Origin of the sequence: Methylobacterium sp. J-067, assembly GCF_022829465.1 — a bacterium.
Taxonomy (GTDB): Bacteria; Pseudomonadota; Alphaproteobacteria; order Rhizobiales; family Beijerinckiaceae; genus Methylobacterium; species Methylobacterium litchii.
Map to the genome: position 1 here is coordinate 20,759 of NZ_JAKSXZ010000123.1, position 25,424 is coordinate 46,182.

The window sequence follows — 25,424 nt, forward strand, 5'->3', positions numbered from 1 at the left end:
GCTGATGCCAGTCGCTGCCAACCCGGCGGCCTCATCCCCGGACGGTGCACGACTTCCACGCGCACAATGCGACCGCATTACGGCCATTCCGTCCGCTTGCGCAAACCTCGTCGCGGTTACGGTGCGGCAACGCACGCCTGTGGCCGGAAGGTGACGCGGGCCCGCCTCGCGTTGCAATCCTGAGCCCGCCTCTTTACTGAGCCAAGCGACTGCGCCGCAAGACGGCGCCGGGCGCGGGGGGAACTCCGCACCGGTTGCAGGCTTGCCCCGCGCGTAGTCCCTCGACGACCACGGGTCCGGCGGTTCTCAGAGCCGTTCGGCCCGGCAAGCGTTTCCGGAACGGGCGGGATCTCCCCCTTCGGTCCGGACGAACTGGCAGGATACTCGTGATCGAAGGTCTCGTCGCGTCTTCCGTCCGCTTCCGCTGGACCGTCATCGCCCTCATTGCGGTGATGACAGTCGCGAGCCTCGGTGTCGCCGCCCACCTGTTCCGGATCAACACCGATGTGGAACGGCTCATCGACCCGAAGGAGCCCTGGCGGCAGGACGAGATTGCCTTCGAGAAGGCCTTCCCGCAGCGCTCGAACCTGATCGTCGCCGTCATCGACGGGCAGACGCCGGAGGAGACCGAAGAGGCCGCCGCCTCGCTCACCCGCGCCCTCTCCGAGCGCAAGAACCTCATCGAGACCGTCTACCGGCCCGATGGCGGCCCGTTCTTCGACAAGAACGGCCTCCTGCTCATGCCGCAGGCCGAACTCGACAAGACCCTCGACCAGTTGACCCAGCAGCAGGGCCTGCTCGGCCCGCTCGCCGCCGACCCATCGCTGCGCGGCATCATGCGCGTGCTCACCCTCGGCGCCCGAGGGGTGAAGTCGGGCGACGCGACGCTGCAAGACCTCGACAAGCCGATGGCGCAGATCGACGCCACGCTCCAGAAGGTCCTGAAGGGCGAGCCGGCACGCCTGTCCTGGCAGACGCTGCTCGCCAACGGCGAGACCCGCGTCACCGACAAGCTGAAATTCGTGATGATCCAGCCGGTGCTGGACTTCAACGCTCTGGAGCCTGGCTACGAGGCGACGAAGATGATCCGCGAGGTCGCCCGCGACCTCAAGATCGACGCCGCCAACGGCCTGCGGATGCGCCTCACCGGCCCCGTCGCCGTGGCAGACGAGGAATTCGCAACACTCTCCGAAGATGCGCTGCTGAATAACAGCATCATCGTCGGCGCCATCGTGCTGTTCCTGTGGCTCGCCCTGCGCTCGGGGCCGCTGGTCATCGCCGTCATCATAACGACCTTCGCCGGCCTGATCGTGACGGCGGCCCTGGGGCTGGTGCTCGTCGGGGAGTTGAACCCGATTTCCGTGGCCTTCGCCGCCCTGTTCGTGGGGCTCGGCATCGATTTCGGCATCCAGTTCTCGGTGCGCTACCGCGCCGACCGCTACGAACAGCCGACCCTGCAGGCCGCGATCCGCGCCGCCGCACGGGGCGTCGGCTGGTCGCTGACGCTGGCGGCGGTGTCACTGCTCGCCGGCTTCTTTGCCTTCCTGCCGACCGCCTTCCGGGGCGTGTCCGAACTCGGCCTGATCGCCGGCGTCGGCATGATCGTGGCCTACCTCTTCTCCCTGACCCTGCTGCCGGCCCTCATCGCCGTGTTCCGGCCGAAGGGCGAGAAGGTCGCCGTCGAGACCAAGTGGCTGGTCGGCGTCGATCCGTGGATCATCCGCAACCGCAAGCCGATCCTGATCGCCGTCGGGTTGGTGACGCTTGCCGGCATGCCGCTGCTGTGGTCGCTGCCGTTCGATTCGAACCCGATGCACCTGCGCAGCCCGAAGGTCGAGTCGATCGCCACCTATCTCGACCTCATCAAGAATCCCGAGACGAGCCCCAACGTCATCGACGTGCTGGCCCCGAACGTCGCGGCGATTCCCGAGGTTTCGAAGAAGCTCGAGTCCCTGCCGGCCGCCGACTTCGTGACGAGCATCAACACCTTCGTCCCGCCGGACCAGGATAAGAAACTCGCGCAAGTCGCTGACACGGCACAGCTTCTCGATCCCGTTCTCAACCCGGCCCGCAAGCCGCCGCCGCCCACCGACGCCGACAACGTGAAGGCGCTGAAGGACGCGGCGACCGCCCTGAAGGGCGTCGCGGACGAGGCGAAGGCTGGCACGCCCGGCGCCGGTACGGCCAAGCACCTCGCGGGCACCTTCGACACCCTCGCGGACGGCCCTGTCCAGAAGCGCGAAGCGGCCTCCGTGGCGCTGACGAAGGATCTCGGGCCGCTGCTGTCGCGCCTGCGCGACCTGCTCCACCCGGAAAAGATCACCCTGGAGAACATGCCGCCGCAGTTGAAGGCCGACTGGGTTGCCGCCGACGGCCGCGCTCGCGTGGAGGTTCACCCGAAGGGAGATTCGAACAACGACAAGGTCTTGCGCAACTTCGCTGACGAAGTGCTCAAGGTCGCCCCGCACGCGACGGGCGCGCCGGTCTCGACCACCCGGTCGAGCTACACGATCCTCGGCGCCTTCGTGCAGGCCGCCGTCACCGCGCTGGTGCTGATCTTCGTCATCCTCTCGGTCGCCCTGCGCAAGCCGTGGGACGTGGCGATGACCCTGGGCCCGCTGGTGATCGCGACCCTGTGGACGCTGATGGCGATGCGGATCATCGGCATGCCGCTGAATTTCGCCAACATCATCGCCCTGCCATTGATGCTCGCGGTGGGTGTGGCCTTCCACATCTACTACGTGATCGCGTGGCGGGCGGGCGTGACCGACATGCTGGCTTCCAGCCTGACGCGGGCGATCTTCTTCTCCGCGATGACCACGGGCAGCGCCTTCGGCTCGCTGGTGCTGTCGAGCCATCCGGGCACGGCGAGCATGGGTGAGTTGCTGGCCCTGTCGCTGTTCTTCACGCTGCTGGCCGCGTTCTTCGTGGTCCCGGCGACGCTGGGCGAGCCCCCGGCCCAGCCCGATCGCAAGCGCCCCGAAGGCGACGCGGCCGGCAAAAGCCCGATCCTCGGCAAGCGCCGCGCGGAGCCGATGCCGGCGAAGTAGCCGGCGGGCTGGACGCCAACTTTGGCGACGCCTACCTTCCGGATCATGGAATCGGTGGCGCTCGATAAAGCGGATCTCGACCTCGCGGACCTCATCGCCCGCGCGGAGAGGGGCGAGCATATCGTCCTCACCCGCGATGGCGCGCCCGTGGCCGACCTCGTCCCACACCCACAGGCGGCGCGCCGAATCGATCTGGCGGCGGGCGCCGCCTTCCTTCGCTCGCTGGGAGTCGACAAGCCTTTCGCATTCATCGCGGACGATTTCGACGATCCGCTTCCCGAAGATTTTCTGCTGCGGCCCTCGCCTGGGTCGTGAGGCTGCTCCTCGACACCCATATCCTGCTAGGACTTTTGAAGGAGACGCTGGAAGCGACGGCCCCTTCGGTCGCTGCAGCGATGGCTCGGCCGGATATTGATGCCTGCGTGAGCGCAGCCAGTCTCTGGGAGATCGCGATCAAGACCCGCCTCGGGAAACTGGAGCCGGGCATGCATCTCGGTCTTCTTCCTCAGGCGGTCACGGCGATGGGTTTCACGATGCTACCGATCACGGCATCGCATGCACTCGCGGAGATCTCGCCGCTCCCCGCCACGCGAGACCCGTTCGACCGGCTTTTGCTGGCGCAATGCATCGTAGAGGATCGGCGGCTCGTGACGCTCGATCACGCTCTCGCGGATCATCCGTTCGCGGCGCGCCTCACGCCGATCATCGAATGAAGTCCGAGAACCCGCCCCGGACGGCGCCGGACGCCTGCGCCGCGGCGAGCGTGGCAGGCGCGATCAGCGCATCGCGCTCCTGCGCGTAGAGGTAGCCCGGCGCCTCGCAAGGGAACCCACCTCCGGTGGCCGGGTGCGTGTAGAGCTCCGTCAGACCATCCGGCAGATGCGCGAGAAGCCCGGCCACGCGCGGCGGCGTCATGGCGCCAGACCACGCGAGGCCGAGGGTTCGGTCGGGGATCAGCAAGCCGGCCTGACGGGCACGTACGGCGAGCAGGGCGGCCCAGGGGGCGCTGTCGAGGGCGGCGTGGGGTTTGGCGCCCGGCTCGGCGCGGCGCAGGATCTCGCGCGGCTCGCGGGGCACCCGGATGGCGCGCATGCCATAGCGGCGGCCAATGCGTAGCACGGCGCCCGCGATCAGCGGGTGGACGTGGAAATGCTTATGGGCGTTGACATGATCGAGGGGCAACCCGGTCGCCCGGTAGGCCTCGAACTGCGCTTCGATCTCGGCGGCGAGCTGGCGTCGCGCGGCGGGACGGCGGGCGAAATCGAGCCCGAGCTTGGCCATGTCGGCCCGTAGCAGGCCATCCGGCCCGGCAAGATCGGGAAGCGCGGCGGGCGGCAGCGTCGGCCACGCCTCGACCAGCACGAGATGCAGCCCGACCTTCAGCGAGGGCAGACGCTTGGCCCGCGCCACCGCATCGGCGGCGGCGGGGGCGGAGACCATGAGGCTGGCGGCCGTGAGGATCCCCTCGCGGTGCGCCTGTTCGACGGCCTCGTTGACCGCGAGGCTCAGCCCAAAATCATCAGCCGTAACGACGAGACGCTTCACAATGACCTCGTAACGGGTGTCGAGAGGGCGAGCCCTCTCGCGGGTCCAGGGCGGAGCCCTGGGATAGGCGGGGCACCGCCCCGCACGCCCCGCCGGGGCCTGAGGCCCCGGACCCCCGATACTTACGCGGCCTTGGCGGTGCCCTGACGCTCCTTGAGGAAGCGGTAGAACTCCACGCCCTCGCGGAGGCGGCGCTTCATCATGTCGGGAGACCGCACCATCTCGCTGACGATGGAGGCGATCTTCGGAGCCCGGAAGTAGAACTTCTTGTAGAACTCCTCCACCGAGGTGAAGATCTCGGTGTGCGACAAGTGCGGGTAGTGCAGCGGGGCGACCTGCACGCCGTTCTCATCAACGAGCTCGGCGTTCTCGATGTCGAGCCAGCCGTTCTCCACCGCCTGCTTGTACAGGAAGGTGCCCGGGTAGGGCGCCGCCAGGGAGACCTGGATCGTGTGCGGGTTGATCCGCTTGGCGAAGGCGATCGTCTCCTGGATCGTCTCCTTCGTCTCGCCCGGCAGGCCGAGGATGAAGGTGCCGTGGATGGCGATGCCGAGGTCGTGGCAATCCTGGGTGAACTTCTCGGCCACCTCGACGCGCATGCCCTTCTTGATGTTGTGAAGGATCTGCTGGTTGCCGGACTCGTAGCCGACGAGGAGGAGGCGCAGGCCGTTCTCCTTGAGGACCTTCAGGGTCTCACGCGGCACGTTCGCCTTGGCGTTGCACGACCACGTGACGCCGAGCTTGCCGAGTTCGCGGGCGATCTCCTCGGCGCGCGGCAGGTTGTCGGTGAAGGTGTCGTCGTCGAAGAAGAACTCCTTGGTCTGGGGGAACTCCTTCAGGCAGTACTTGATCTCCTCGATCACGTGCGCGACCGAGCGGGTGCGGTAGGTGTGCCCGCCGACCGTCTGCGGCCACAGGCAGAACGTGCAGCGGCTCTTGCAGCCCCGGCCCGAGTAGAACGAGATGTAGGGGTGCTTCAGGTACCCGATGAAGTACTTCTCCATCTCCAGGTCGCGCTTGTAGACGCTGGTGACGAAGGGCAGCTGGTCCATATCGGTCATGATCTCGCGGTCCTCGTTATGGACCACGGTGCCATTGGCATCGCGATAGGACAGACCCTTGATCTGCGCCATCGGCACGCCGTCGGCGACCTCCTTGACCGTGAAGTCGAACTCGTTGCGGGCGCAGAAATCGACCACCGGGGCCTGGGCCATGGCGCCGGCGGCATCCACGGCCACCTTGGCGCCGATCAGGCCGGCGATCAGCTTCGGGTTGGCGGCCTTCAGTGCCTCGATCGTCTTCACGTCGGACTTGAAGGACGGGACCGAGGTGTGGAGCACCACGAGGTCGAAATCGTTGGCCTGGGCCACGATCTCGGACAGCTTGATGTTGTGCGGCGGGGCGTCGATCAGCTTCGAGTTCGGCACGAGGGCGGCCGGCTGGGCGAGCCAGGTCGGGTACCAGAACGATTTGATCTCGCGCTTGGCTTGGTAGCGGGAGCCCGCGCCGCCATCGAACCCGTCGAAGGTGGGGGCCTGGAGGAAAAGCGTGCGCATGGGGTTCAAGGCCTCAATGCTGGGCATGGGGTCGGGTTCGGGCGGATCAGGCGGTCGGAGCCCCGGCATCGCGGCCGAGGTCTGCGTCGGGGATCAGCGTACCGTCCGCAACCACGTGATAATCGTGACCTTTCCATGTCACCGACCCCGAGAGGAAGGCACAGGAGAAGTTCATGAAGGAGAGGATGTCGCGAATCGGCAACAGCCAGTAGGCGTGCGGCGGCAGGCGGAAGGCCCGCTCGACCTGCCGGCAGAGCAGGATGCGGCTGGCGAGCGCGCTCGCGGCGACGGCCAGCGACAGGGTGCCCGCGCCCGGCAGGACGGAGCCGATCAACGCCAGCGGGAAGGCGTGCGTCACGACCGAGCCGGCATAGCCCGCCGGATCCACGGTGCGGATCGTGCGGTTCCAGCGCAGCTCGTGCTTCCACATGCCGTGAAGCTCGGTGTCGACGCAGGTATGGCCGATGGTGAAGGTCGGGATCGTCACCCGGCCGCCGAGGCCGCGCAGGGCGGCGCCGATGGCGTAATCGTCCGCGAGGTCGTTGCGGAAGCGGCGGAAGCCGCCGACCGCGTCCAGACTCTCGCGGGTGAACGCGACGGTGGAGCCGAAGCACGGCTTGGCGAGGCCGAGGCTCACCCCCATCACGACGTTCGGCAGGAACTGCACGTCGATGGCCAGCGCCGAGAGCTGCCCCATCGAGCCGGGGAAGGCCGGCACGCCGTGATAGAGGCAGGTGACGCCCGTCACCCCCGGCTGGGACAGTTCGGCGACGATGCGCTCGAGGTAATCCGGCGCGACCACCATGTCGCTATCGGCCAGCACGATCACCGGGTGGGCGATCTCTTCGGCCATGTTGATGAGGTTCGAGACCTTGCGGTTGGACCCGTGCTGCCGCGCATCGATCACGAGGTCGATCCGCTTGTCGGGGTAAGCCTCGCGCAACGCCCGGACGACGCCGATGGCGGGGTCGCCCGCGTTCTGCACGCCGAAGACGACCTGCACCGCGCCGGCATAATCCTGGCGCAGCACCGTTTCGAGGTTCTCGTAGAGGTTCGGCTCCAGCCCGCAGAGGGGCTTCAGCACCGTCACCGCCGGCCGGGCGTCACCGGGGAGGGCGGGGATGCGGCGAGCGCCGTAGCGGCCGACGAAGAACGATGCCGCGAGGCCGTAGAGGCACCCCGCCCCGGCGAGGAGCAGGCAGAGCGGCGACAGCCAGAGCAGCGCCTGCGACGCCAGGGAAGTCAGATCCATCCGTTGGGTCCGTGAATGTCCGGCCGCCGGCTGCGGCGTTGCGGGCGGCGACTACTGAGCGGCCTTGGCGGGGGCGGGCTTGGAAGCGGGCTTCGCGGCGAGCATGCCGTTGGCCCGCTCGTTGAGGAACTTGACGGCCCCGTCCGCGCCGCCGCTCGCCAGCGGCTTCGACAGCAGGGTGCGCTGCGCCGCCAACTCGCTCACGTCGCCGTTCAGGAGCACGTCCTGCACCCTATCGTCCGCATTGACGACGAAGTCGACCTCGGAATCGTCGCCGCCGACCGTCGTGACCTTGGTCGGAACGACGCGCTGCGCGCCGCGCATCTCGATCTTCGGCATGACCTCGAATTGGCCGCCCGCCGCCTGACTGAGGCGGTTCGCGTAGGTCACGGTGAGGCTGCGCTTGAGCGCCTTGGTCAGCGCCTGCTGCTGCTCGGGGGTAAAGCCCGACCACTTGGAGCCGACCGCGAGGCGGGCCATGGCGGGGAAATCGAACGCCTTGTCGATCGCCGGGGTCACGGCCTCGACGCGGGCGGGCAGGGGGCCCGCACCGTCCTTCACCGCGCCGGAGAAGGCGGCGTAGAGGTCCCGCACGGTCTGGATCGCCGCCTCGTCACCCGCCTGGGCGGGGGCGGCGAGGGGCAGGGCCAGGATCGCGGCGGCGGCGAAGCGGCGGATCAAGCGCACTTCTTCAGGTCCTTCTCGTCCAGCCGGGCGCCCATGCGCGGCGGGGCATAGCTGTAGAACGGACCGAGGGTCGCCGCATGGGTCGTCGGCTTGGGCCGGCGGGAGAAGCGGATCGCCCCATCCGGGTCGGCTTCGGCTTCGGCCTCCTCCGTCTCATCCTCGCCCTTGGCGCGGATCGCGGCCTCGGTGCGGTGCCAGAGGAGCAGGCTCGGCAGGCCCACGCCGAGGTCGGCGAAGCGCTTCACCAGGGAGAGGGCGAGCGCCGCCTCGGCGGGGATGTCGAACAGGCCGCACAGGGCGATCAGGCCGCCCTCCTGCGCGCCGAGGGCGCCGGGCACGGCGAAGGCCGCGCCGCGCACCGCCTGCGCAAGGCTTTCGATGACGAGCGCCTGCATGAAGTCCACGGGGTAGCCCATGAAGTGCAGGCACAGATAGACTTCGAGGGTGCCGATGATCCAGCCGCCGAAATGCACGACGATGGCCGCGAAGACCCGGCCCGGCGCGCCGTAAAGCCGGCGCAGGCCGTCATAGAGCTGGTCCACGGCGCCGAGCGCCCGCCACTCGCGCCCGGAGGCGAAGCGGTTGAGGAGGGCCTGGATCACCCGGTGACCGGCCCGACGCTGGATCAGGTAGAAGGCGGCCAGCGCCGGCACGGCCAGGGCGACACCGCCCGACACGGTGCGGGCGACGGGGCCGTCCCCGACGAGCCAGATCAGCAATCCGAGGCCGAGCACGGTGAAGATAAGCTGCGTCACCGCCTGGGTCATCAGGTCGACGAACATGCTCGCGCCGGCCAGGGCACCGCTGACGCCGCGCTTGGCGAGCAGGCGCGCGCCGACGAAGTCGCCGCCCACCGTCGCCACCGGCAACAGCGTGTTGATGCCCTCGCGCACGAAGCGCAGGGAGATGCAGTCGCGCAGGAGGGGCGTCGGCGCCTTCGGGAAGACGACGTACCAGCCGAGTCCCGCCCAGGCGACGGCGACGATCCTCGCGAGCACGACGAGGAGGGCGCCCCATCCGGCGCTCGCAACGGCGGCCGACACGTCCTCAAGTCCCGAGGACGCGAACAGGCCCACGACCGTGCAGAGACCGGCAATCGAGGCCAGTGTCGTGAGACGCTTCATCTTCGTCTTTCAAGCTCGCAAGTGGCTTGATGCGGGAAATCGGTCACGGTCGCGGCGGAAATAGGTCCGAGCGGCCCCAACAAGCTATTCCGCCACGTTGCAGCATGGATGAGCCCTGTCTATCACCCGTTTGCTACACCGAGGGGCAAAGCGGCGAACGGGCCTGACGTCCCGGACATGAGACCGCGAAACGTCGCAGAAGGGGCACACGTCATGGACCGCGAATCACCCATCACGGCCGCCGAGGCCGTGGATGAATCTGCGCGCGTCGAGGGTTACACGACCCACTCGCGGGAGCCTTCCACGCCCGCGCCGCACTCGCCCGTGATGGCGTGGAACGAGTGGGATCCGCTGGAGGAGGTCATCGTCGGCTCCCTCGACGGGGCGACGATCCCCACCCACCATCTCACGGTCATCTTCAACCTGCCGCGGGCGGCCCAGCCCTTCTACCGGCTGGCTTCGGGCTGGAAGTATCCGAAGTTCATGAAGAAGCTCGCCCAGGCCGAGCTCGACAACTTCATCACCATCCTCGCGGGCGAAGGCGTGAAGGTGCGCCGTCCCGACACGGTGGATTTCTCCCGCAAGTTCAAGGCGCCGCGCTGGTCCTCGCGCGGGTTCTGCGTGGCCTGCCCGCGCGATCCGTACCTCGTCATCGGCGACGAGATCATCGAGAGCCCGATGTGCTGGCGCTCCCGTTACTTCGAGGGCGACGCCTACCGCTCGCTGTTCAAGGAATACTTCCGCAACGGCGCCCGCTGGACCTCGGCCCCGCGCCCGCAGCTGACGGACGACCTCTACAACTACGACTACCGGGTGCCGAACCTGAAGGCCGGCGAGCCCATGCAGTTCACAGTGAACGAGTTCGAGCCGGTCTTCGACGCCGCCGACTTCGTGCGCTGTGGCCGCGACCTGTTCGTGACCCGCTCCAACGTCACGAACTTGATGGGCATCGAGTGGCTGCGCCGCCACCTCGGCTCGGGCTTCCGCATCCACGAGATCGAGAGCCGCTGCCCGCAGCCGATGCACATCGACTCGTCGTTCATGCCGCTGGCGCCGGGCAAGGTGCTGGTGAACCCGGATTACGTGGACATCGAGCGGCTGCCGGCCGTGCTCAAGAAGTGGGACGTCCTCGTCGCCCCGCGCCCCGACCCGGTCGAGGGCTTCATGAGCAAGATCTCGATGTGCTCGCCCTGGACCTCGATCAACGTGCTGGCGATCACCGAGAAGAAGATCGTCGTGGACCAGAGCCAGCCGACGCTCATCAAGGCGCTGAAGGATTGGGGCTTCGACCCGATCCCCGCGCCGTTCCTGAGCTACGGCCCGTTCGGCGGCTCGTTCCACTGCGCCACGCTCGACGTGCGCCGCCGGGGCACGCTACAATCGTACTTCTAGTCGCCGATCCCCTGGATCAGCGCCCGGTTGAAGGCCTCCGGCTCGGTCATCTGAGGCGCGTGGCCGGACTCGGGAAACTCAATAAGGCGGGCGCCGGGGATAGCCTTGGCGGCCGCGCGGCCGAGTTCGGGGTAATGCCCGAGCGTCGGCCGCACCTCCGGCGGGGCGAGGTCCTTGCCGATGGCGGTGGTGTCCTTCTGGCCGATCATCAGCAGCGTCGGCACCGCGATCTGCGGGAAGCGATAGACCACCGGCTGCGTGACGATCATGTCGTAGAGCAGGGCTGAATCCCAGGCGACGGCCTCCTTGCCGGGGCCCGCATAGAGCCCGGCCAGCATCTGCACCCAGGGCTCGTAGCGCTCCTCCCAATGGCCTGAGTAGTACGTCGCGGTCTCATACTTGCGGATCGAGTCGGCGCTCGTCTTTAGTTCGCGCTCGTACCAGCGGGCGATGGAGATGGGGGGCAGGCCCTTGGCGCTCCAGTCCTCCAGGCCGACCGGATTGACCATCACCAGCCGCGCGACCTCCTTCGGGTAGAGCAGGGCGTAGTGGGCGGCGAGCATCCCGCCCGTGGAATGCCCGACGACGATGGGCGTCTGGATGCCGAGCTTGTCGAGCAGGGCGTGGGTGTTCTCGGCGAGCTGCCGGAAGGTGAATTGGTAGGCGCCCGGCTTGCTCGACTTGCAGAAGCCGATCTGGTCCGGCGCGACCACCCGGTAGCCGGCCGCGGTGAGCGCCTGGATCTGCCCCTCCCAGGTCGCGGCGCAGAAGTTCTTGCCATGGAGCAGCACCACCGTGCGCCCGTTCGGCTTGTCCGGCTTCACGTCGAGATAGGCCATCTGCAGGGGTTGGCGCTGTGAGGTGAAGGTGAAGCGCTCGACCGGGAAGGGATAGTCGAACCCTTCAAGCTCCGGCCCGTAGGCCGTCTCCGCCCGGCAGGGCAGGGCGGCGAGGCTCAACGCGAGGAGGGCCGGGGCGAGGGCGAGACGGGGCATGAGCACTCCGGATGGGACTGGCCCATCACATCGCCCTATAAGAGCGGGAGGAAAGCCCCCTCCGGACAAACCCGATGCTCCGTTTTCTCATGATCGCCGGCCTCCTCGCCGCCACGCCGGCCGCGGCGGCCGATGCCTGCGATGTCCTCACGGCGAAGGTCATCCGCGTGACCGGCGCCTCGCTCGCCGGCCGTACCGGCGAATACGCGGTGTTCCGGGCGCAGGATGCCGAGCGCATGAGCCTCGATTGCCGGAGCCCGGCGCGGATCACCCTCGCCTCCCTCGATCGCGAGCCGGACAAGGCGTATTTCGCCCTCGTCGGCCTCGCCGCGCGGGCGCTGACCGGCGCCGACGCCGAGCGCGCCGAGGTGCTGGCGCTCAACCTCCATCAGGACAGCCTGCTCGCCGACGCCCCCCGCCGGGGCGCCACCGGCCGGGCGCTGATGCTGTGCGAGACCGGCCCCCGCCAGGATGCGCCCGCCGGGGACCTCACCGTCTGCCGGATCGCCCCCGCCGCTCTTTCCCGTCGGCGCCATGCCGGCTAGACCCGCGTCATGTCGAACGTTCTGACCGGCCCCGTCGTCCGCGCCCGCGACGCCGCCTTCGCCAACCACCTGCCCCTGTCGCTGATCGCGGGGCCCTGCCAGCTCGAAAGCCGCCAGCACGGCCTGGAGATTGCCGCCGCCCTCAAGGAGCTGGCGGCGCGGCTCGGGATCGGCCTCGTATTCAAGGCTTCCTTCGACAAGGCGAACCGCACCTCCGGCGGCGCCGCGCGCGGGATGGGGCTGGACGGCGCCCTGCCGGTCTTCGCTGAGATCCGCGAGACCCTGGGACTGCCGGTCCTCACCGATGTGCACGATGCCACCCAATGCGCCCCTGTGGCCGAGGCGGTCGACATCCTGCAGATCCCGGCCTTCCTCTGCCGCCAGACCGACCTTCTCCTCACGGCCGCCGCCACGGGGCGGGTGGTGAACGTGAAGAAGGGCCAGTTCCTCGCCCCCTGGGACATGAAGCACGTCGCCGCCAAGATCACCCAGGCCGGCAACCCGAACGTCATCGTGACGGAGCGGGGCGCCTCCTTCGGCTACAACACCCTCGTCTCGGACATGCGCAGCCTGCCGATCATGGCGGAGGTCACGGGCGGCGCGCCGGTGGTGTTCGACGCCACCCATTCCGTGCAGCAGCCGGGCGGCCAAGGCGGCAGCTCCGGCGGGCAGCGGGAATTCGTGGCCGTGCTCGCCCGCGCGGCGGTGGCGGTCGGCGTAGCGGGCGTCTTCATCGAGACCCACCCCGACCCCGACCGCGCGCCCTCGGACGGGCCCAACATGGTCGCCCTGAAGGACATGCCGGCCCTGCTCGAACAGCTCATCGCCTTCGACCGTCTCGCGAAGGGTCTCTGACCTAGCTCCTCGGCAGAAGCACGTGGATCCGCAGGGGCTGGACGAGGGCGAAGCGCCCGTCCTCGCCCCTGACGGCGGCGCCTGAGAAGGCCGCCTCGACCACATCACGCCGCTCGCGGATCGCCCTGGCCCGGTCGGGGTCCACGGCGGTCACGCGGGTGAAGAACGCCTCGCTGTCCGCGAAGGATTCCCACCGCTCGACGGTGAGGTCGCGCTCGCAAGCGAAGGCGTCCTTCGCGACGGCGTGCGCGATGGCCGCCTGCGCCGCCGCACGGATCGCGGTCTCGTCCTCGATGGGCTTCAGCGCGTCGAAGAACGTGCCCGAGGCGAGCGGTTCGATCACCACCAGACGTCCCCCCGGCCGCAGCACCCGCGCCGCCTCGGCGAGCGCCTTGGCCGGATCGGGGACGTGATGCAGTGAATTCAGCATCACCGCTCCGTCGAACTGCCCGTCTCCGAACGGCAGAACCTCGGCGGAGGCCGCCTCGAACCGCGCAGAGGGGACGAGAGTGCGCGCCTTGGCGAGGGCCTCCGCACCGGGATCGATGCCGGTCACGGCCGCGCCGTCCTCGGTCAGGGCGCGGGCGAGGGTGCCCGTACCGCAGCCGATGTCGAGGATCGCTTTCCCCGCGAGCGGCGCGAAGACTTCACGGATGAGCGTAAGGGCGTCCATCGAACCAGGGCTCCGACACGCCGCGTTTTGGCGTCTCTTCTCTATGCGCCGGTTCCCGCCCTGGCGCATCCCGGCTCACGGCGTCGCGCACTTTCGCGTCGGCGGGGCGACGGCGCAGTTCAGAACGCATTGCTGCCGTTCGGAGCAGAACCACGACAGCGTTCCGCTCTTCAGGCACTCCCCGCCACAATGGCGATACGGCCCGCCGTAGAGCGGCCGGACATAGACCGCATCGGTGAGCACATGCGCGGTGGGGGATGGACAGCTCAGGGCCTGAGCCGAGGCGGACAATCCGGCGAAGAACACGAGCAGACAGGTCAGGACGGATCGCATGGTCGGGATCGGGGCGCCACGGGCCTCGATCAAATGGCCGTGTGGAGGGATCCGTCGATTAAATTGCGTGTCAGCAATAGTCGGCGCAGCCCACCCGTCGGCAAGTTCCCGATGCGAACGGCATAGCTTCCTACGGCCACAGAGCAGGCAACCGAGCCCGAATTCTGAGGCCATCGCCTGATGAACAGGCGTTCACGAACCCGGATCATCGAAAAACGCGATGTGAATCCTTTGGAACCCAGGCGGTGGCCCCACGTTATTGGGACATGATCGATCAGTGATCGAGAAAGGATATCATGCGCAAGTTTGCTCTCATCACCGCCGCCGCCGCTCTGACTGTCGGCAGCATCGCCGCCACCACCGGCGCCGAGGCGCGCCCCTACGGCTTCCACGGCGGTTACGGGCATCATGGCTACTACGGTGGCCGTCGCGGTATCGGGACCGGCGCGGCTGTCGGCCTCGGCATCGCTGGCCTCGCGGCCGGTGCGATCGCCGCCGGTGCGGCCCGTGACGCCTACGGCTACGGCTACGGCCGTCCGGCCTATGGCTACGGCTATGGCGCCCCGGCTTACGGCTATGGCTACGGTGCGCCGGCCTACGGCTACGGCTACTAAGTCTTAGCAGTTAAAGTAAAAGGGGGCGGTCGGCGCGAGCCGGCCGCCCTTTTTCATTCGTGACGTCAGCGCCCGCGATAGGGCGCGACGCCTGTCTCCGGGAGCCAGATCGTGGCAGGCGGCGTGCCGGTCTGCCAGAACACGTCGATGGGGATGCCGCCGCGCGGGTACCAATAGCCGCCGATCCGCAGGTAGCGCGGCGCGAGCAGCTCCACGAGGCGCTTCCCGATGGTGACGGTGCAATCCTCATGGAAGGCGCCGTGGTTGCGGAATGAGCCCAGATAGAGCTTCAGCGACTTCGATTCGACGAGCCATTCGCCCGGCACGTAGTCGATCACAAGGATCGCGAAGTCGGGCTGGCCGGTCACCGGGCAGATCGAGGTGAATTCCGGCGCGGTGAAGCGGGCGACGTAATCCGTGTCCGCATGGGGATTCGGCACCCGGTCGAGCCGGGCTTCCTCGGGAGTCTGGGGAAGGGGGGTCGCCTGCCCCAGCTGAAGGTCGGATGTGCTGGTCATGGCCCCCTATACCGTGGCGACCGGCTTTGGAAAGCCTTGAGCGGCATTCGCAAAGATTTCGCCGGGAAGCGGGGCCGCGCCGGGTTGCCGGGGGGCCGAGCATGGCGGATAAGCCGCCCGCGACGCGTGGCCGTTGGGCCGACGCGACGAACGGCCCGCGGCCCTCGGGGAGACAACCATGACCGCGATCACCAATATCAGCGCCCGTGAAATCCTCGACAGCCGCGGCAATCCGACCGTCGAGGTCGATGTGCTGCTGGAGGACGGCTCCTTCGGCCGCGCGGCGGTTCCCTCCGGCGCCTCGACCGGCGCCCACGAGGCGGTCGAGCTGCGCGACGGCGACAAGTCCCGCTTCCTCGGCAAGGGCGTCCTGAAGGCGGTCGAGGCCGCGCAGACCGAAATCCTCGACGCCATCGGCGGCATGGATGCGGAGGATCAGGTCGCCGTCGATGAGGCGATGATCGAACTCGACGGCACCGCCAACAAGAGCCGGCTCGGTGCTAACGCCATCCTCGGCGTGTCGCTCGCGGTCGCCAAGGCGGCGGCGGAAGCCTCCGGCCTGCCGCTCTACCGCTATGTCGGCGGCGTCCAGGGCCGCGTCCTGCCGGTGCCGATGATGAACATCATCAACGGCGGCGCCCATGCGGACAACCCGATCGACTTCCAGGAATTCATGATCATGCCGGTCGGCGCCGACTCGATCGCCGAGGCGGTGCGGATGGGCTCCGAGGTGTTCCACACCCTGAAGGGCGCCCTCAAGAAGGCCGGGCACAACACCAATGTCGGCGACGAGGGCGGCTTCGCCCCGAACCTCCCCTCCGCCGAGGCTGCGCTGGACTTCGTGATGGAGGCGATTCAGGCCGCCGGCTTCAAGCCGGGCTCCGAGATCGCCCTGGCGCTCGATTGCGCCGCCACCGAGTTCTTCAAGAACGGCGCCTACCTCTACGAGGGCGAGGGCAAGACCCGCGACATCGCCGCCCAGGTCGATTACCTCGCCGAACTCGTCGGCAAGTACCCGATCGTCTCCATCGAGGACGGCATGTCCGAGGACGATTGGGAGGGCTGGAAGTTGCTCACCGACAAGGTCGGCACCCGCTGCCAGCTGGTGGGCGACGACCTGTTCGTGACCAATGTCGAGCGCCTGTCGCGCGGCATCGCCAACCACACCGCGAACTCGATCCTCATCAAGGTGAACCAGATCGGCTCCCTCACCGAGACGCTGGCCGCCGTCGATATGGCCCAGCGCGCCGGCTACACGGCGGTGATGTCCCACCGCTCGGGCGAGACCGAGGATTCGACCATCGCCGACCTCGCGGTCGCGACGAATTGCGGGCAGATCAAGACCGGCTCGCTGGCCCGCTCGGACAGACTGGCCAAGTACAACCAGCTCATCCGCATCGAGGAGGGCCTCGGCCCGCAGGCGCTCTATGCCGGGCGCGGCGCGATCAAGCAGATCGCGCAGGGCTGATCGCTCCCTCGGCCGAACAGAGGCCCCCGGCGTCCACGCGGCGCCGGGGGCCTCTTCGTTTGGGGCGGACGGCAACCAGCCGTTAACCTTCCCGCGCCAGTGTTCCCGCATGGTTGTCCGCCGCCGCGTCAGAATGATCGTGCTGCCGCTGGGTCTCTGGACCCTGTCGGCCCTGGTATGCGGCTACTTCATCGTCCAGGCGGAGAGCGGCAACCGCGGCCTCGAAGCCAAACGGGCGCTGAAGATCCGGGCCTTCGGCCTCAACCAGGAACTGGCCACGGTGAAGGCCGAGCGCGCCGTGTGGGAGCATCGCGTCGCCCTGCTCAAGAGCGACCAGATCGACCGCGACCTGCTGGAGGAACGGGCGCGGATCGTGCTGGGCCGGGTCCACGCCAACGACGTGGTCATCATCGATCCTTGAGAGTTCTTGCCGCACGTGCGGCTGTAGCCGGCAATCCGCTACAGACCTGTGGATTTGCTGCGCCACGCTCTGACATCGGCGCTTGCCTGTCAGAGGGGCGGGCCTCGCTTTCGGTCTGTTCCTAGCCTACACCCGCCTCACGACAGCGAGAGTGCGGGAGAGACGACATGGAAGCTGGCAAGACGACCGAGCCCGCTGCCGGCCCGTCGTCGGCCTCGGCGGCCGAGGCCCACAAGCCGGCTCCGAACATGCCGCAATTCACCCGCGAGCAAGACCTCCACGCCTACCACGAGATGCTGCTGATCCGCCGCTTCGAGGAGAAGGCGGGCCAGCTCTACGGCATGGGTCTGATCGGCGGGTTCTGCCACCTCTACATCGGCCAGGAGGCCGTGGTGGTCGGGATGCAGATGGCGTCCGAGGACGGCGATCAGGTCATCACCGGCTACCGCGACCACGGCCACATGCTGGCCACCGGCATGGAGCCGAAGGGCGTGATGGCCGAGCTGACCGGCCGGCGCGGCGGTTACAGCCGCGGCAAGGGCGGCTCGATGCACATGTTCAGCCGCGAGAAGCAGTTCTTCGGCGGCCACGGCATCGTCGGCGCGCAGGTTTCGCTGGGCACCGGCCTCGGCTTCGCGGACCATTACCGGGGCAACGGCAAGGTGAGCCTCACCTACATGGGAGACGGCGCCGCCAACCAGGGCCAGGTCTACGAGAGCTTCAATATGGCGGCGCTCTGGAAGCTGCCGGTCGTCTACGTGATCGAGAACAACCGCTACGCGATGGGCACCTCCGTCGCCCGCGCCTCGGCGCAGACCGACTTCTCGAAGCGCGGCCTGTCCTTCGGCATCCCCGGCGAGTCGGTGGACGGCATGGATGTCCGCACGGTGCACGAGGCCGCCAGCCGCGCCATCGAGCACGCCCGCTCGGGCAAGGGCCCCTTCATCCTCGAGATGCAGACCTACCGCTATCGCGGCCACTCCATGTCCGACCCGGCCAAGTACCGGACGAAGGACGAGGTCTCGAAGATGCGGGACGAGCACGACCCGATCGAGATGGTGCGCAAGCGCCTGCTCGAACTGCACGGCGTGCCGGAGGCCAACATCAAGGCGACGGACGCCAAGGTCCGCGAGACGGTGAACGCGGCGGCCGAGTTCGCCACCAACGATCCCGAGCCGGATCCCTCCGAGCTGTGGACCGACATCCTGCTCGAAGTCGGCGCCTGACCGCGCCGCCGAACCCCTAGGCCGCCCCCGTACGAGAGCGACGCGAAGAACTCACCATGGCGACCGATATCCTCATGCCCGCCCTGTCTCCGACCATGGAGGAGGGCAAGCTCTCGAAATGGCTCAAGAAGGTCGGCGACCCGATCAAGTCCGGCGACGTGCTGGCCGAGATCGAGACCGACAAGGCGACCATGGAGGTCGAGGCGGTGGACGAGGGCGTCCTCGCCAAGATCCTCGTGGACGAGGGCACCGAGGGTGTCGCCGTGAACACCCCCATCGCGATCATCGCGGACGAGGGTGAGGACGTGGAATCGGCCGCCTCGTCGGGCGGGAAGCCGCCGGCCGAGGCGCCGAAGGCGAACGGCCACGACACCTCCGTCGAGCAGGGCGGCGACAAGCCGGCCACGATCGCCAAGACCGAGGACGACGCCCCCCGCGCTCCCGCCGCTCCGGCCAAGATCACCGCCAAGGCGAACGATCCGGTGATGGAGGAATTCCCCACCGGCACCGAGATGGTCACGATGACCGTCCGCGAGGCCCTGCGGGACGCCATGGCCGAGGAGATGCGGCGCGACGGCGATGTCTTCGTGATGGGCGAGGAGGTCGCCGAATATCAGGGCGCCTACAAGATCACCCAGGGCCTCCTGCAGGAGTTCGGCGCCAAGCGCGTGGTCGACACCCCGATCACCGAGCACGGCTTCGCCGGCATCGGCGTCGGCGCGGCCCTGGCCGGGCTGAAGCCCATCGTGGAGTTCATGACCTTCAACTTCGCCATGCAGGCGATCGACCAGATCATCAACTCGGCGGCCAAGACCCTCTACATGTCCGGCGGCCAGCTCGGTTGCCCCATCGTGTTCCGCGGTCCCAACGGCGCGGCGGCCCGCGTCGCCGCCCAGCACAGCCACGATTACGCCGCGTGGTACTCCAACGTGCCGGGCCTGAAGGTCATCGCGCCCTACACCGCCGCCGACGCCAAGGGCCTGCTCAAGGCCGCGATCCGCGACCCGAACCCGGTGATCTTCCTCGAGAACGAGATCCTTTACGGGCAGTCCTTCCCGGTGCCGAAGCTGGATGACTTCCAGTTGCCGATCGGCAAGGCGCGGGTGCACCGCCAGGGGTCGGACGTGACCATCGTCTCGTTCTCCATCGGCATGACCTACGCCCTGAAGGCCGCGCAGGCACTGGCCGAGCAGGGCATCGAGGCCGAGGTCATCGACCTGCGCACCATCCGCCCGATGGACACGGACACGGTGCTCGAATCGGTGAAGAAGACCGGCCGCTGCGTGACCGTCGAGGAAGGCTTCCCGCAATCCGGCGTCGGCGCCGAGATCTCGGCGCGGCTGATGGTCGATGCCTTCGACTACCTCGACGCCCCCGTCCTGCGGGTGACCGGCAAGGACGTGCCGATGCCCTACGCCGCCAACCTCGAGAAGCTCGCCCTGCCGAACGTGGCCGAGGTGATCGAGGCGGCCAAGGCCGTCTGCTACAAGTCGTAGGGCTCGGCTCGCCGTCACCCCGTCCTCCCGCCCCGCCGGCGGGACAACGCAACCCGGTCCCGTCCGATGAGCGCGAACTTCGCCGAACTCGCCGCACCGCCCGACGCCCTCGAACAGGGCGGCGTCGAGGTGCTGCGCGCGGCGGTGGTGGACGGCGCGGTGAGTGTCGCCCTGCGCCGCTCCTTCGACGATCCGGCGACCTGGGGCCGGCTGCTGGTCGATCTCGCCCGGCAGGCGGCGCACGCCTACGCGGTCGATACCGACATGTCGGTGGACGAGGCGTTCGAGCGGATCCGCGCCGCGATCGAGGCGGAATGCCTCGCTCCGGGCGAGTTCAACTGACGGGGGCCCGCATGGCCCAGGCGGCTCCGCGCCTCGCCACCTACGCCGACCTCGAAGCGGTGCTTCCGCATCTCGTCGCCGAGATCGTGGATGGAACGCTGGAGACGCATCCGCGCCCGAGGCCGAGGCACGCGTCGGTGTCGCTGAAGCTCGGCGGCGAGCTGGACTTTCCGTTCGGCCGTGGCCGTGGCGGGCCAGGCGGCTGGGTCTTCATGGCCGAGCCGGAACTGCATCTCGGTCCGCATGTCGTGGTCCCGGACCTAGCCGGGTGGCGCCGGGAGCGGATGCCCACCGAGCCGGAGGGCGCGTTCATCACGACCCCGCCGGACTGGGCCTGCGAGATCCTGTCGCCCTCGACGTTCCGGCTCGACCGTGGGCCGAAGCGCCGGATCTATGCCGAGGCCGGCATCGGCCATCTCTGGCTGCTCGACCCCGACCAGCGCACCCTCGAAGGGTTCGCGCTGACCGGCGGCCGGTGGCTCCTGCTCGGAACGGTGGTCGGCGGCGAGCCCGTTTCGCTGGCGCCCTTCGACGCCGTGTCATTCCCCTTCGACGATCTCTTCCCCTTCGCCGATCCGGCCACGCCCGAGACCTGACCATGCCGATCAACGTCCTGATGCCCGCCCTGTCCCCGACGATGGAGAAGGGCAACCTCGCCAAGTGGCTGAAGAAGGAAGGCGACTCGATCAAGTCCGGCGACGTGCTGGCCGAGATCGAGACCGACAAGGCGACCATGGAGGTCGAGGCCGTCGATGAGGGCGTCCTCGCAAAGATCATCGTGCCCGAGGGCACGGCCGACGTGCCGGTGAACGACCTCATCGCCCTCATCGCAGGCGAGGGCGAAGATCCGGGCAGCGTCCAGGCCCCCGGCGGCGGCGCCAAGGCCGAGGCCCCGAAGGCGTCCCCCGCCGAGGCGCCGAAGGCCGACGCCAAGACGTCCGACAACGCCCAGATGTCCTACGCGCGCTCGAACGAGGCGCCCGACGCCGCCAAGGCGGTGAACCCGGCCGCCGGCCAGCCCGCCGCGTCGCCGGCTTCAGGCGGGGAGGGGGGACGCGTGTTCTCCTCGCCCCTCGCCCGGCGCCTCGCCAAGATGGACGGCATCGACCTCGGCGCCATCCAGGGGACCGGTCCCCATGGCCGCGTGATCGCCCGCGACGTGCAGGCGGCGAAGGCCGGCGGCGGGCTGAAGGCCCCCGCATCCCAGGCCGCCGCCGAGGCCCCGAAGGCCGCCGACGCGCCGAAGGCGGCGTCCCCCGCCCCGAAGGCGGCTCCCGCAGGCGGCGCGCCCGCCGGGCTTACGACCGATCAGGTCAAGGGCTTCTACGCCAAGGACGCCTACGAGGAGGTGCCCCTTGACGGCATGCGCAAGACCATCGCCAAGCGCCTCACCGAGGCGATGCAGGTGGCGCCGCACTTCTACCTGACCGTCGATTGCGAACTCGATGCGCTGATGACGCTGCGCGAGACGCTGAACGGCTCCGCCGGCAAGGACAAGGACGGCAAGCCCGCCTTCAAGCTCTCGGTGAACGACTTCGTCATCAAGGCGATGGGCCTCGCCCTCACCCGCGTCCCGGCCGCCAACGCGGTCTGGGCCGAGGACCGGATCCTGCGCTTCAAGCACGCCGAGGTCGGCGTCGCGGTGGCCATCGACGGCGGCCTGTTCACCCCGGTAATCCGCCGCGCCGACGAGAAGACGCTCTCGACCATCTCGAAGGAGATGAAGGATTTCGCGGCCCGCGCGCGCGCCAAGAAGCTGAAGCCCGAGGAGTATCAGGGCGGCGTCACCTCGGTGTCGAACCTCGGCATGTTCGGCATCAAGCACTTCACGGCGGTGATCAACCCGCCGCAATCGAGCATCCTGGCGGTGGGCGCGGGCGAGAAGCGCGTCGTCGTGAAGGACGGGGCGCCGGCCGTCGTGCAGGTGATGACCTGCACCCTCTCCTGCGACCATCGCGTCCTCGACGGGGCGCTCGGCGCGGAGTTGGTCTCGGCCTTCAAGGGGCTGATCGAGAACCCGATGGGAATGCTCGTCTGAGGAGAGCCCTTCATGTCTGAGACCTACGACGTCCTCATCATCGGGGCCGGACCCGGCGGCTACGTCACCGCTATCCGCGCCGCGCAGCTCGGCTTCAAGACCGCCGTGGTGGACCGGGAGCACCTGGGCGGCATCTGCCTGAACTGGGGCTGCATCCCCACCAAGGCGCTGCTGCGCTCGGCCGAGATCTTCCACTACTTCCAGCATCCGGGCGAATACGGCCTCACGGCGGAGAAAGTCGGGTTCGACACCGCCGCCATCGTGAAGCGCTCGCGCGGCGTCTCGGCCCGCCTCAACGGCGGCGTCGGGATGCTGCTGAAGAAGAACAAGGTCGATGTGATCTGGGGCGAGGCCACGGTCGAGTCCGTCGCCAAGGGCAACCAGCCCGGTCAGGTCACGGTGAAGGAGAGCAAGCGCGCCGAGCCGCCGAAGGGCGCCAAGGGCGCGGGCTCCTATCAGGCCAAGCACATCATCGTCGCGACGGGCGCCCGGCCCCGCGCCCTGCCGGGCATCGAGCCCGACAAGAAGCAGATCTGGACCTATTACGAGGCCATGGTCCCCGAGACGATGCCCAAGAGCCTGCTGGTGATGGGCTCCGGCGCCATCGGCATCGAGTTCGCCTCGTTCTACAGGACGATGGGCGCCGAGGTGACGGTGGTCGAGGTCCTGCCGCAGATCCTGCCGGTGGAGGATGCCGAGATCGCCGCGATGGCGCGCAAGCGGTTCGAGAAGCAGGGCATCAAGATCCTCACCGGCGCCAAGGTGACGAAGGTCGAGAAGGCGTCCGACTCGATCACCGCCACCATCGAGGGCGGGGACGGCAAGCCTCAGCAGATCAAGGCCGAGAAGATGATCTCGGCGGTGGGCGTCGTCGGCAATATCGAGAATCTCGGGCTGGAGAAGCTCGGGGTGAAGACCGACCGGGGCTGCATCGTCACGGATGGGCTCGGGCGGACCAACGTGCCGGGCCTCTACGCCATCGGCGACGTCGCCGGCCCGCCGATGCTCGCCCACAAGGCCGAGCACGAGGGCGTCATCTGCATCGAGACCATCAAGGGCCTGCACACCCACCCGATGGACAAGGGCAAGATCCCCGGCTGCACCTATTGCCAGCCGCAGATCGCCAGCGTCGGACTCACCGAGGCCAAGGCGAAGGAGCAGGGCTTCCAGGTGAAGGTCGGTCGCTTCCCCTTCGCGGGCAACGGCAAGGCTATCGCGCTCGGCGAGCCGGACGGGATGATCAAGACCGTCTTCGACGCCAAGACCGGCCAGCTCCTCGGCGCGCACATGGTCGGGGCCGAGGTCACGGAGCTGATCCAGGGCTACGTGGTCGCCATGAACCTCGAGAGCACCGAGGAAGAGCTGATGCACACGGTGTTCCCGCACCCCACGCTCAGCGAAATGATGCACGAGAGCGTCCTCGACGCCTACGGCAAGGTGATCCACACCTGATCGCCGCAAACGGAAACGGCCGCCCCGAGGGGCGGCCGTTTCTTCGTCCAGAGCCGAAAGATCAGCGGCCGGTGGCGCCCTGGCCGCCGTTGAAGCCGGAGGCGTTCGGCGAGCCCTGCATCTTGCCGTCGTTCGTCATCTCATGGCCCGGCGCGACGCTCGACGCACCCGTGGTGCTGCCGGTGGTCTCGCCTTTGCCGAAGCCGGCGGCGTTCGGCGAACCCTGCATCCGGGTGACGGCGTTGCCGGTGGTGCTCTGGGTGCTCGGGCCGCTCTCGGCCGCGAACGCGCTGGTGCCGAGGGCGAGCAGGCCGGCGGCGGCGAGGAGGGTGGTGGTCTTCATGGCTGCGTCTCCGTGATGTTGTTCTGGTCCCTCGAGGGAGGGCTCAGGGGTCGTAACGCCTCCGACGCGCGGCCGTTCATTTCCGCGCGGGGTCCTCGTCCTTCTCGGACGGGACGTAGGCGCACCATTCGCAGATCCCCCGCTCGGCACCGCGCGCCGCGTTGCGCTGCGAGCAGAGGGGGCAGACGAGGACCAGGAGCCGCGCGCCGAGGCGCAGCCCGAGCCCCCGGCCCCGGAAGGTGACGGGCGTACCGGACAGACGGGTGTCGTCCCGCGTCATGCCGGCATCCGTGCGAATGCCTGCTTTCGTTCGAGCCGTGCCATTGTGTGCTCCCCCATACGGGAGATAATCCCCGGCGACGCTAATGGCTCCGCTCGGGTTCCCACGGCGGCCAAGCGGTCCACGAGAGTCTCACCATGCCCGTCCCGGCCTCGGATACGCCCGCCCTGCCGACCTTCGCGGATGTGAAGCGCGCCGCCAGCCGCATCGCGGGCACGGCCCACCGCACCCCCGTGCTCACCTCCCGCACCGCCGACGCGATGAGCGGGGCAAGCCTGTTCTTCAAGGCGGAGAACCTGCAGCGGGGCGGGGCCTTCAAGTTCCGGGGGGCCTACAACGCGATCAGCGCCCTGCCGAAGGAGGTTCGCCGTCGCGGCGTCATCGCCTTCTCGTCAGGGAACCACGCCCAGGCCATCGCCCTCGCGAGCCGCCTACTCGGCGTACCGGCGGTGATCGTGATGCCGGAGGACGCCCCGCAGGTGAAGGTCGAGGCGACGCGCGGCTACGGCGCCGAGGTGGTCGCCTACGACCGCTACAGCCAGGACCGCGAGGTGCTGGGCCGGGAGATCGCGCAGGCGCGGGGCTTGACCCTGATCCCGCCCTACGACCATCCCGACGTCATCGCGGGGCAGGGGACCCTGGCCCTCGAACTCATCGAGGAGACCGGGCCCCTCGACATGCTGGTCGCCTGCCTCGGCGGAGGAGGGCAATTGGCCGGCTGTGCCCTGGCAGCGGCGGAACTCTCCCCCGGCATCGCGATCTACGGCGTCGAGCCGGAGGCGGGTGACGACGGGCGCCGCTCATTCCACGAAGGCAAGGTGGTGACGATTCCCGTGCCGCGCACCATCGCGGACGGAGCGCAGACGACCTATCTCGGCGCCCTCACCTTCCCAATCATCCGCGAGCGCGTCACCGAAATCGTCACCGTCAGCGACGACGAACTCGTCGAGACGATGCGCTTCTTCGCCGCCCGGATGAAGCTCGTGGCCGAGCCCACCGGATGTCTGGCGGCGGCGGCGGTGCTGCACGGCAAGCTCGACGTGGCGGGCAAGCGGGTTGGTGTCGTCATCAGCGGCGGCAATGTCGACATCGCGTCCTTCGCGCGTCTCGTCTCGCCGGCCGCCTGAGCATGCGGATCGTGTGGACCCGGACGGCCGGGATGCTTATCTTGAACGGACACGACACCCCACGTCCCACGGGCCTTGAACCCGTTCGGGCC

At 68.7% G+C, this 25,424-nt stretch carries 27 protein-coding genes; 16 read left to right on the forward strand and 11 right to left on the reverse strand.

The window, feature by feature from the left end; all coding sequences use genetic code 11:
- Window positions 1–386: 386 nt before the first annotated feature.
- The 3 genes from MKK52_RS17555 to MKK52_RS17565 are packed head-to-tail and all read left to right on the forward strand — an operon-like array spanning window position 387 to window position 3,763.
- Window positions 387–3,050 (forward strand): MMPL family transporter, encoded by a 2,664-nt coding sequence (locus MKK52_RS17555; RefSeq protein WP_243955973.1) that lies wholly within the window; start codon window positions 387–389, stop codon window positions 3,048–3,050.
- Window positions 3,051–3,095: 45 nt separating this feature from the next.
- Window positions 3,096–3,365, forward strand: coding sequence for a type II toxin-antitoxin system Phd/YefM family antitoxin (locus MKK52_RS17560; RefSeq protein WP_243956138.1), 270 nt, complete (start codon window positions 3,096–3,098; stop codon window positions 3,363–3,365).
- A complete protein-coding gene (locus tag MKK52_RS17565; RefSeq protein ID WP_243955975.1) occupies window positions 3,362–3,763 on the forward strand; it encodes a type II toxin-antitoxin system VapC family toxin in 402 nt (133 codons plus the stop codon). The genes MKK52_RS17560 and MKK52_RS17565 overlap by 4 nt, the downstream gene beginning before the upstream one ends.
- Here MKK52_RS17565 and hpnK read toward each other — a convergent pair.
- The 5 genes from hpnK to MKK52_RS17590 all read right to left on the reverse strand — a co-directional run bounded on the left by hpnK (window position 3,753) and on the right by MKK52_RS17590 (window position 9,214).
- Window positions 3,753–4,595 (reverse strand): hopanoid biosynthesis-associated protein HpnK, encoded by an 843-nt coding sequence (gene hpnK / locus MKK52_RS17570; protein ID WP_243955976.1) that lies wholly within the window; start codon window positions 4,593–4,595, stop codon window positions 3,753–3,755. The two genes, MKK52_RS17565 and hpnK, sit on opposite strands and share 11 nt — an antisense overlap.
- A gap of 122 nt (window positions 4,596–4,717) precedes the next feature.
- The gene (gene hpnJ / locus MKK52_RS17575) at window positions 4,718–6,151 is read right to left on the reverse strand and encodes a hopanoid biosynthesis associated radical SAM protein HpnJ (protein WP_243955977.1); all 1,434 of its coding nucleotides are present in this window, start codon (window positions 6,149–6,151) and stop codon (window positions 4,718–4,720) included.
- A 46-nt stretch (window positions 6,152–6,197) separates the two neighbouring features.
- A complete protein-coding gene (hpnI, locus tag MKK52_RS17580; protein ID WP_243955978.1) occupies window positions 6,198–7,403 on the reverse strand; it encodes a bacteriohopanetetrol glucosamine biosynthesis glycosyltransferase HpnI in 1,206 nt (401 codons plus the stop codon).
- Window positions 7,404–7,454: 51 nt separating this feature from the next.
- Window positions 7,455–8,090 (reverse strand): phospholipid-binding protein MlaC, encoded by a 636-nt coding sequence (locus MKK52_RS17585; protein ID WP_243955979.1) that lies wholly within the window; start codon window positions 8,088–8,090, stop codon window positions 7,455–7,457.
- Entirely contained in the window at window positions 8,081–9,214 is a 1,134-nt protein-coding gene (locus MKK52_RS17590) for a flippase-like domain-containing protein (RefSeq protein ID WP_243955980.1), read from the reverse strand. Before MKK52_RS17590 ends, MKK52_RS17585 begins: the two co-directional genes overlap by 10 nt.
- A 213-nt stretch (window positions 9,215–9,427) precedes the next feature.
- Here MKK52_RS17590 and MKK52_RS17595 point away from each other — a divergent pair, with 213 nt between their 5' ends.
- On the forward strand, window positions 9,428–10,606 hold the full coding sequence (locus MKK52_RS17595) for an amidinotransferase (protein ID WP_243955981.1): 1,179 nt from the start codon (window positions 9,428–9,430) through the stop codon (window positions 10,604–10,606).
- Here the strand turns inward: MKK52_RS17595 and MKK52_RS17600 are convergent.
- The gene (locus MKK52_RS17600) at window positions 10,603–11,601 is read right to left on the reverse strand and encodes an alpha/beta fold hydrolase (RefSeq protein WP_243955982.1); all 999 of its coding nucleotides are present in this window, start codon (window positions 11,599–11,601) and stop codon (window positions 10,603–10,605) included. The genes MKK52_RS17595 and MKK52_RS17600 overlap by 4 nt on opposite strands.
- Window positions 11,602–11,675: 74 nt before the next feature.
- Between MKK52_RS17600 and MKK52_RS17605 the strand changes: the two genes are divergently transcribed.
- Together MKK52_RS17605 and kdsA are read left to right on the forward strand one after the other, a co-directional pair.
- Entirely contained in the window at window positions 11,676–12,146 is a 471-nt protein-coding gene (locus MKK52_RS17605) for a hypothetical protein (RefSeq protein WP_243955984.1), read from the forward strand.
- Window positions 12,147–12,155: 9 nt separating this feature from the next.
- Window positions 12,156–13,001, forward strand: a complete 846-nt coding sequence (gene kdsA / locus MKK52_RS17610) for a 3-deoxy-8-phosphooctulonate synthase (protein WP_243955986.1) — start codon at window positions 12,156–12,158, stop codon at window positions 12,999–13,001.
- A 1-nt stretch (window position 13,002) separates the two neighbouring features.
- Here the strand turns inward: kdsA and MKK52_RS17615 are convergent, their stop codons facing one another.
- Together MKK52_RS17615 and MKK52_RS17620 are read right to left on the reverse strand one after the other, a co-directional pair.
- Window positions 13,003–13,674 carry a class I SAM-dependent methyltransferase gene (locus MKK52_RS17615; protein WP_243955989.1) on the reverse strand — a complete coding sequence of 224 codons (672 nt, stop codon included), beginning with the start codon at window positions 13,672–13,674 and terminating at the stop codon, window positions 13,003–13,005.
- A 75-nt stretch (window positions 13,675–13,749) separates the two neighbouring features.
- Window positions 13,750–14,007: a hypothetical protein gene (locus tag MKK52_RS17620; protein ID WP_243955991.1), complete on the reverse strand. Its 258-nt coding sequence runs from the start codon at window positions 14,005–14,007 to the stop codon at window positions 13,750–13,752.
- 296 nt (window positions 14,008–14,303) lie between these two features.
- Between MKK52_RS17620 and MKK52_RS17625 the strand changes: the two genes are divergently transcribed.
- A complete protein-coding gene (locus MKK52_RS17625) occupies window positions 14,304–14,621 on the forward strand; it encodes a hypothetical protein (protein WP_243955993.1) in 318 nt (105 codons plus the stop codon).
- A 65-nt stretch (window positions 14,622–14,686) separates the two neighbouring features.
- Here the strand turns inward: MKK52_RS17625 and queF are convergent, their stop codons facing one another.
- The gene (queF, locus tag MKK52_RS17630; protein WP_243955995.1) at window positions 14,687–15,139 is read right to left on the reverse strand and encodes a preQ(1) synthase; all 453 of its coding nucleotides are present in this window, start codon (window positions 15,137–15,139) and stop codon (window positions 14,687–14,689) included.
- A 178-nt stretch (window positions 15,140–15,317) separates the two neighbouring features.
- On the opposite strand from queF, the gene eno reads away from it, so the two are divergent.
- From eno to lpdA, 8 genes are all read left to right on the forward strand, one after another.
- On the forward strand, window positions 15,318–16,607 hold the full coding sequence (eno, locus tag MKK52_RS17635) for a phosphopyruvate hydratase (protein WP_243955997.1): 1,290 nt from the start codon (window positions 15,318–15,320) through the stop codon (window positions 16,605–16,607).
- A 109-nt stretch (window positions 16,608–16,716) separates the two neighbouring features.
- A complete protein-coding gene (locus MKK52_RS17640) occupies window positions 16,717–17,028 on the forward strand; it encodes an FtsB family cell division protein (protein ID WP_243955999.1) in 312 nt (103 codons plus the stop codon).
- 167 nt (window positions 17,029–17,195) lie between these two features.
- Window positions 17,196–18,254, forward strand: a complete 1,059-nt coding sequence (gene pdhA / locus MKK52_RS17645) for a pyruvate dehydrogenase (acetyl-transferring) E1 component subunit alpha (RefSeq protein WP_409564692.1) — start codon at window positions 17,196–17,198, stop codon at window positions 18,252–18,254.
- Window positions 18,255–18,310: 56 nt separating this feature from the next.
- Complete coding sequence (locus tag MKK52_RS17650) at window positions 18,311–19,750, forward strand: pyruvate dehydrogenase complex E1 component subunit beta (protein WP_243956000.1); 1,440 nt, start codon at window positions 18,311–18,313, stop codon at window positions 19,748–19,750.
- A 66-nt stretch (window positions 19,751–19,816) separates the two neighbouring features.
- On the forward strand, window positions 19,817–20,092 hold the full coding sequence (locus MKK52_RS17655) for a DUF5076 domain-containing protein (protein WP_243956003.1): 276 nt from the start codon (window positions 19,817–19,819) through the stop codon (window positions 20,090–20,092).
- 11 nt (window positions 20,093–20,103) lie between these two features.
- Window positions 20,104–20,688 carry a Uma2 family endonuclease gene (locus MKK52_RS17660; RefSeq protein ID WP_243956005.1) on the forward strand — a complete coding sequence of 195 codons (585 nt, stop codon included), beginning with the start codon at window positions 20,104–20,106 and terminating at the stop codon, window positions 20,686–20,688.
- A gap of 2 nt (window positions 20,689–20,690) precedes the next feature.
- Complete coding sequence (locus MKK52_RS17665; RefSeq protein ID WP_243956007.1) at window positions 20,691–22,130, forward strand: pyruvate dehydrogenase complex dihydrolipoamide acetyltransferase; 1,440 nt, start codon at window positions 20,691–20,693, stop codon at window positions 22,128–22,130.
- A 12-nt stretch (window positions 22,131–22,142) separates the two neighbouring features.
- The gene (gene lpdA, locus MKK52_RS17670; protein WP_243956009.1) at window positions 22,143–23,582 is read left to right on the forward strand and encodes a dihydrolipoyl dehydrogenase; all 1,440 of its coding nucleotides are present in this window, start codon (window positions 22,143–22,145) and stop codon (window positions 23,580–23,582) included.
- A gap of 61 nt (window positions 23,583–23,643) precedes the next feature.
- Here the strand turns inward: lpdA and MKK52_RS17675 are convergent, their stop codons facing one another.
- Both MKK52_RS17675 and MKK52_RS17680 read right to left on the reverse strand, forming a co-directional pair.
- On the reverse strand, window positions 23,644–23,925 hold the full coding sequence (locus MKK52_RS17675; RefSeq protein ID WP_243956011.1) for a hypothetical protein: 282 nt from the start codon (window positions 23,923–23,925) through the stop codon (window positions 23,644–23,646).
- A gap of 76 nt (window positions 23,926–24,001) precedes the next feature.
- The gene (locus tag MKK52_RS17680; RefSeq protein WP_243956012.1) at window positions 24,002–24,205 is read right to left on the reverse strand and encodes a hypothetical protein; all 204 of its coding nucleotides are present in this window, start codon (window positions 24,203–24,205) and stop codon (window positions 24,002–24,004) included.
- Window positions 24,206–24,342: 137 nt separating this feature from the next.
- Here MKK52_RS17680 and MKK52_RS17685 point away from each other — a divergent pair, with 137 nt between their 5' ends.
- On the forward strand, window positions 24,343–25,332 hold the full coding sequence (locus MKK52_RS17685; protein ID WP_243956013.1) for a threo-3-hydroxy-L-aspartate ammonia-lyase: 990 nt from the start codon (window positions 24,343–24,345) through the stop codon (window positions 25,330–25,332).
- The last annotated feature ends 92 nt before the right edge of the window (window positions 25,333–25,424 follow it).

Coding starts and splice junctions, on each gene's coding strand:
- kdsA (WP_243955986.1), top strand. CDS start 12,156: ATGTCGAACGTTCTGACCGGCCCCGTCGTCCGCGCCCGCGACGCCGCC.
- MKK52_RS17685 (WP_243956013.1), top strand. CDS start 24,343: ATGCCCGTCCCGGCCTCGGATACGCCCGCCCTGCCGACCTTCGCGGAT.
- MKK52_RS17680 (WP_243956012.1), bottom strand. CDS start 24,205: ATGACGCGGGACGACACCCGTCTGTCCGGTACGCCCGTCACCTTCCGG.
- MKK52_RS17560 (WP_243956138.1), top strand. CDS start 3,096: ATGGAATCGGTGGCGCTCGATAAAGCGGATCTCGACCTCGCGGACCTC.
- queF (WP_243955995.1), bottom strand. CDS start 15,139: ATGACCAGCACATCCGACCTTCAGCTGGGGCAGGCGACCCCCCTTCCC.
- MKK52_RS17665 (WP_243956007.1), top strand. CDS start 20,691: ATGCCGATCAACGTCCTGATGCCCGCCCTGTCCCCGACGATGGAGAAG.
- MKK52_RS17600 (WP_243955982.1), bottom strand. CDS start 11,601: ATGCCCCGTCTCGCCCTCGCCCCGGCCCTCCTCGCGTTGAGCCTCGCC.
- MKK52_RS17660 (WP_243956005.1), top strand. CDS start 20,104: ATGGCCCAGGCGGCTCCGCGCCTCGCCACCTACGCCGACCTCGAAGCG.
- MKK52_RS17595 (WP_243955981.1), top strand. CDS start 9,428: ATGGACCGCGAATCACCCATCACGGCCGCCGAGGCCGTGGATGAATCT.
- hpnJ (WP_243955977.1), bottom strand. CDS start 6,151: ATGCGCACGCTTTTCCTCCAGGCCCCCACCTTCGACGGGTTCGATGGC.
- MKK52_RS17675 (WP_243956011.1), bottom strand. CDS start 23,925: ATGAAGACCACCACCCTCCTCGCCGCCGCCGGCCTGCTCGCCCTCGGC.
- MKK52_RS17620 (WP_243955991.1), bottom strand. CDS start 14,007: ATGCGATCCGTCCTGACCTGTCTGCTCGTGTTCTTCGCCGGATTGTCC.
- MKK52_RS17655 (WP_243956003.1), top strand. CDS start 19,817: ATGAGCGCGAACTTCGCCGAACTCGCCGCACCGCCCGACGCCCTCGAA.
- MKK52_RS17625 (WP_243955993.1), top strand. CDS start 14,304: ATGCGCAAGTTTGCTCTCATCACCGCCGCCGCCGCTCTGACTGTCGGC.
- MKK52_RS17650 (WP_243956000.1), top strand. CDS start 18,311: ATGGCGACCGATATCCTCATGCCCGCCCTGTCTCCGACCATGGAGGAG.
- hpnI (WP_243955978.1), bottom strand. CDS start 7,403: ATGGATCTGACTTCCCTGGCGTCGCAGGCGCTGCTCTGGCTGTCGCCG.
- MKK52_RS17640 (WP_243955999.1), top strand. CDS start 16,717: ATGGTTGTCCGCCGCCGCGTCAGAATGATCGTGCTGCCGCTGGGTCTC.
- pdhA (WP_409564692.1), top strand. CDS start 17,196: ATGGAAGCTGGCAAGACGACCGAGCCCGCTGCCGGCCCGTCGTCGGCC.
- MKK52_RS17615 (WP_243955989.1), bottom strand. CDS start 13,674: ATGGACGCCCTTACGCTCATCCGTGAAGTCTTCGCGCCGCTCGCGGGG.
- MKK52_RS17590 (WP_243955980.1), bottom strand. CDS start 9,214: ATGAAGCGTCTCACGACACTGGCCTCGATTGCCGGTCTCTGCACGGTC.
- MKK52_RS17605 (WP_243955984.1), top strand. CDS start 11,676: ATGCTCCGTTTTCTCATGATCGCCGGCCTCCTCGCCGCCACGCCGGCC.
- eno (WP_243955997.1), top strand. CDS start 15,318: ATGACCGCGATCACCAATATCAGCGCCCGTGAAATCCTCGACAGCCGC.
- lpdA (WP_243956009.1), top strand. CDS start 22,143: ATGTCTGAGACCTACGACGTCCTCATCATCGGGGCCGGACCCGGCGGC.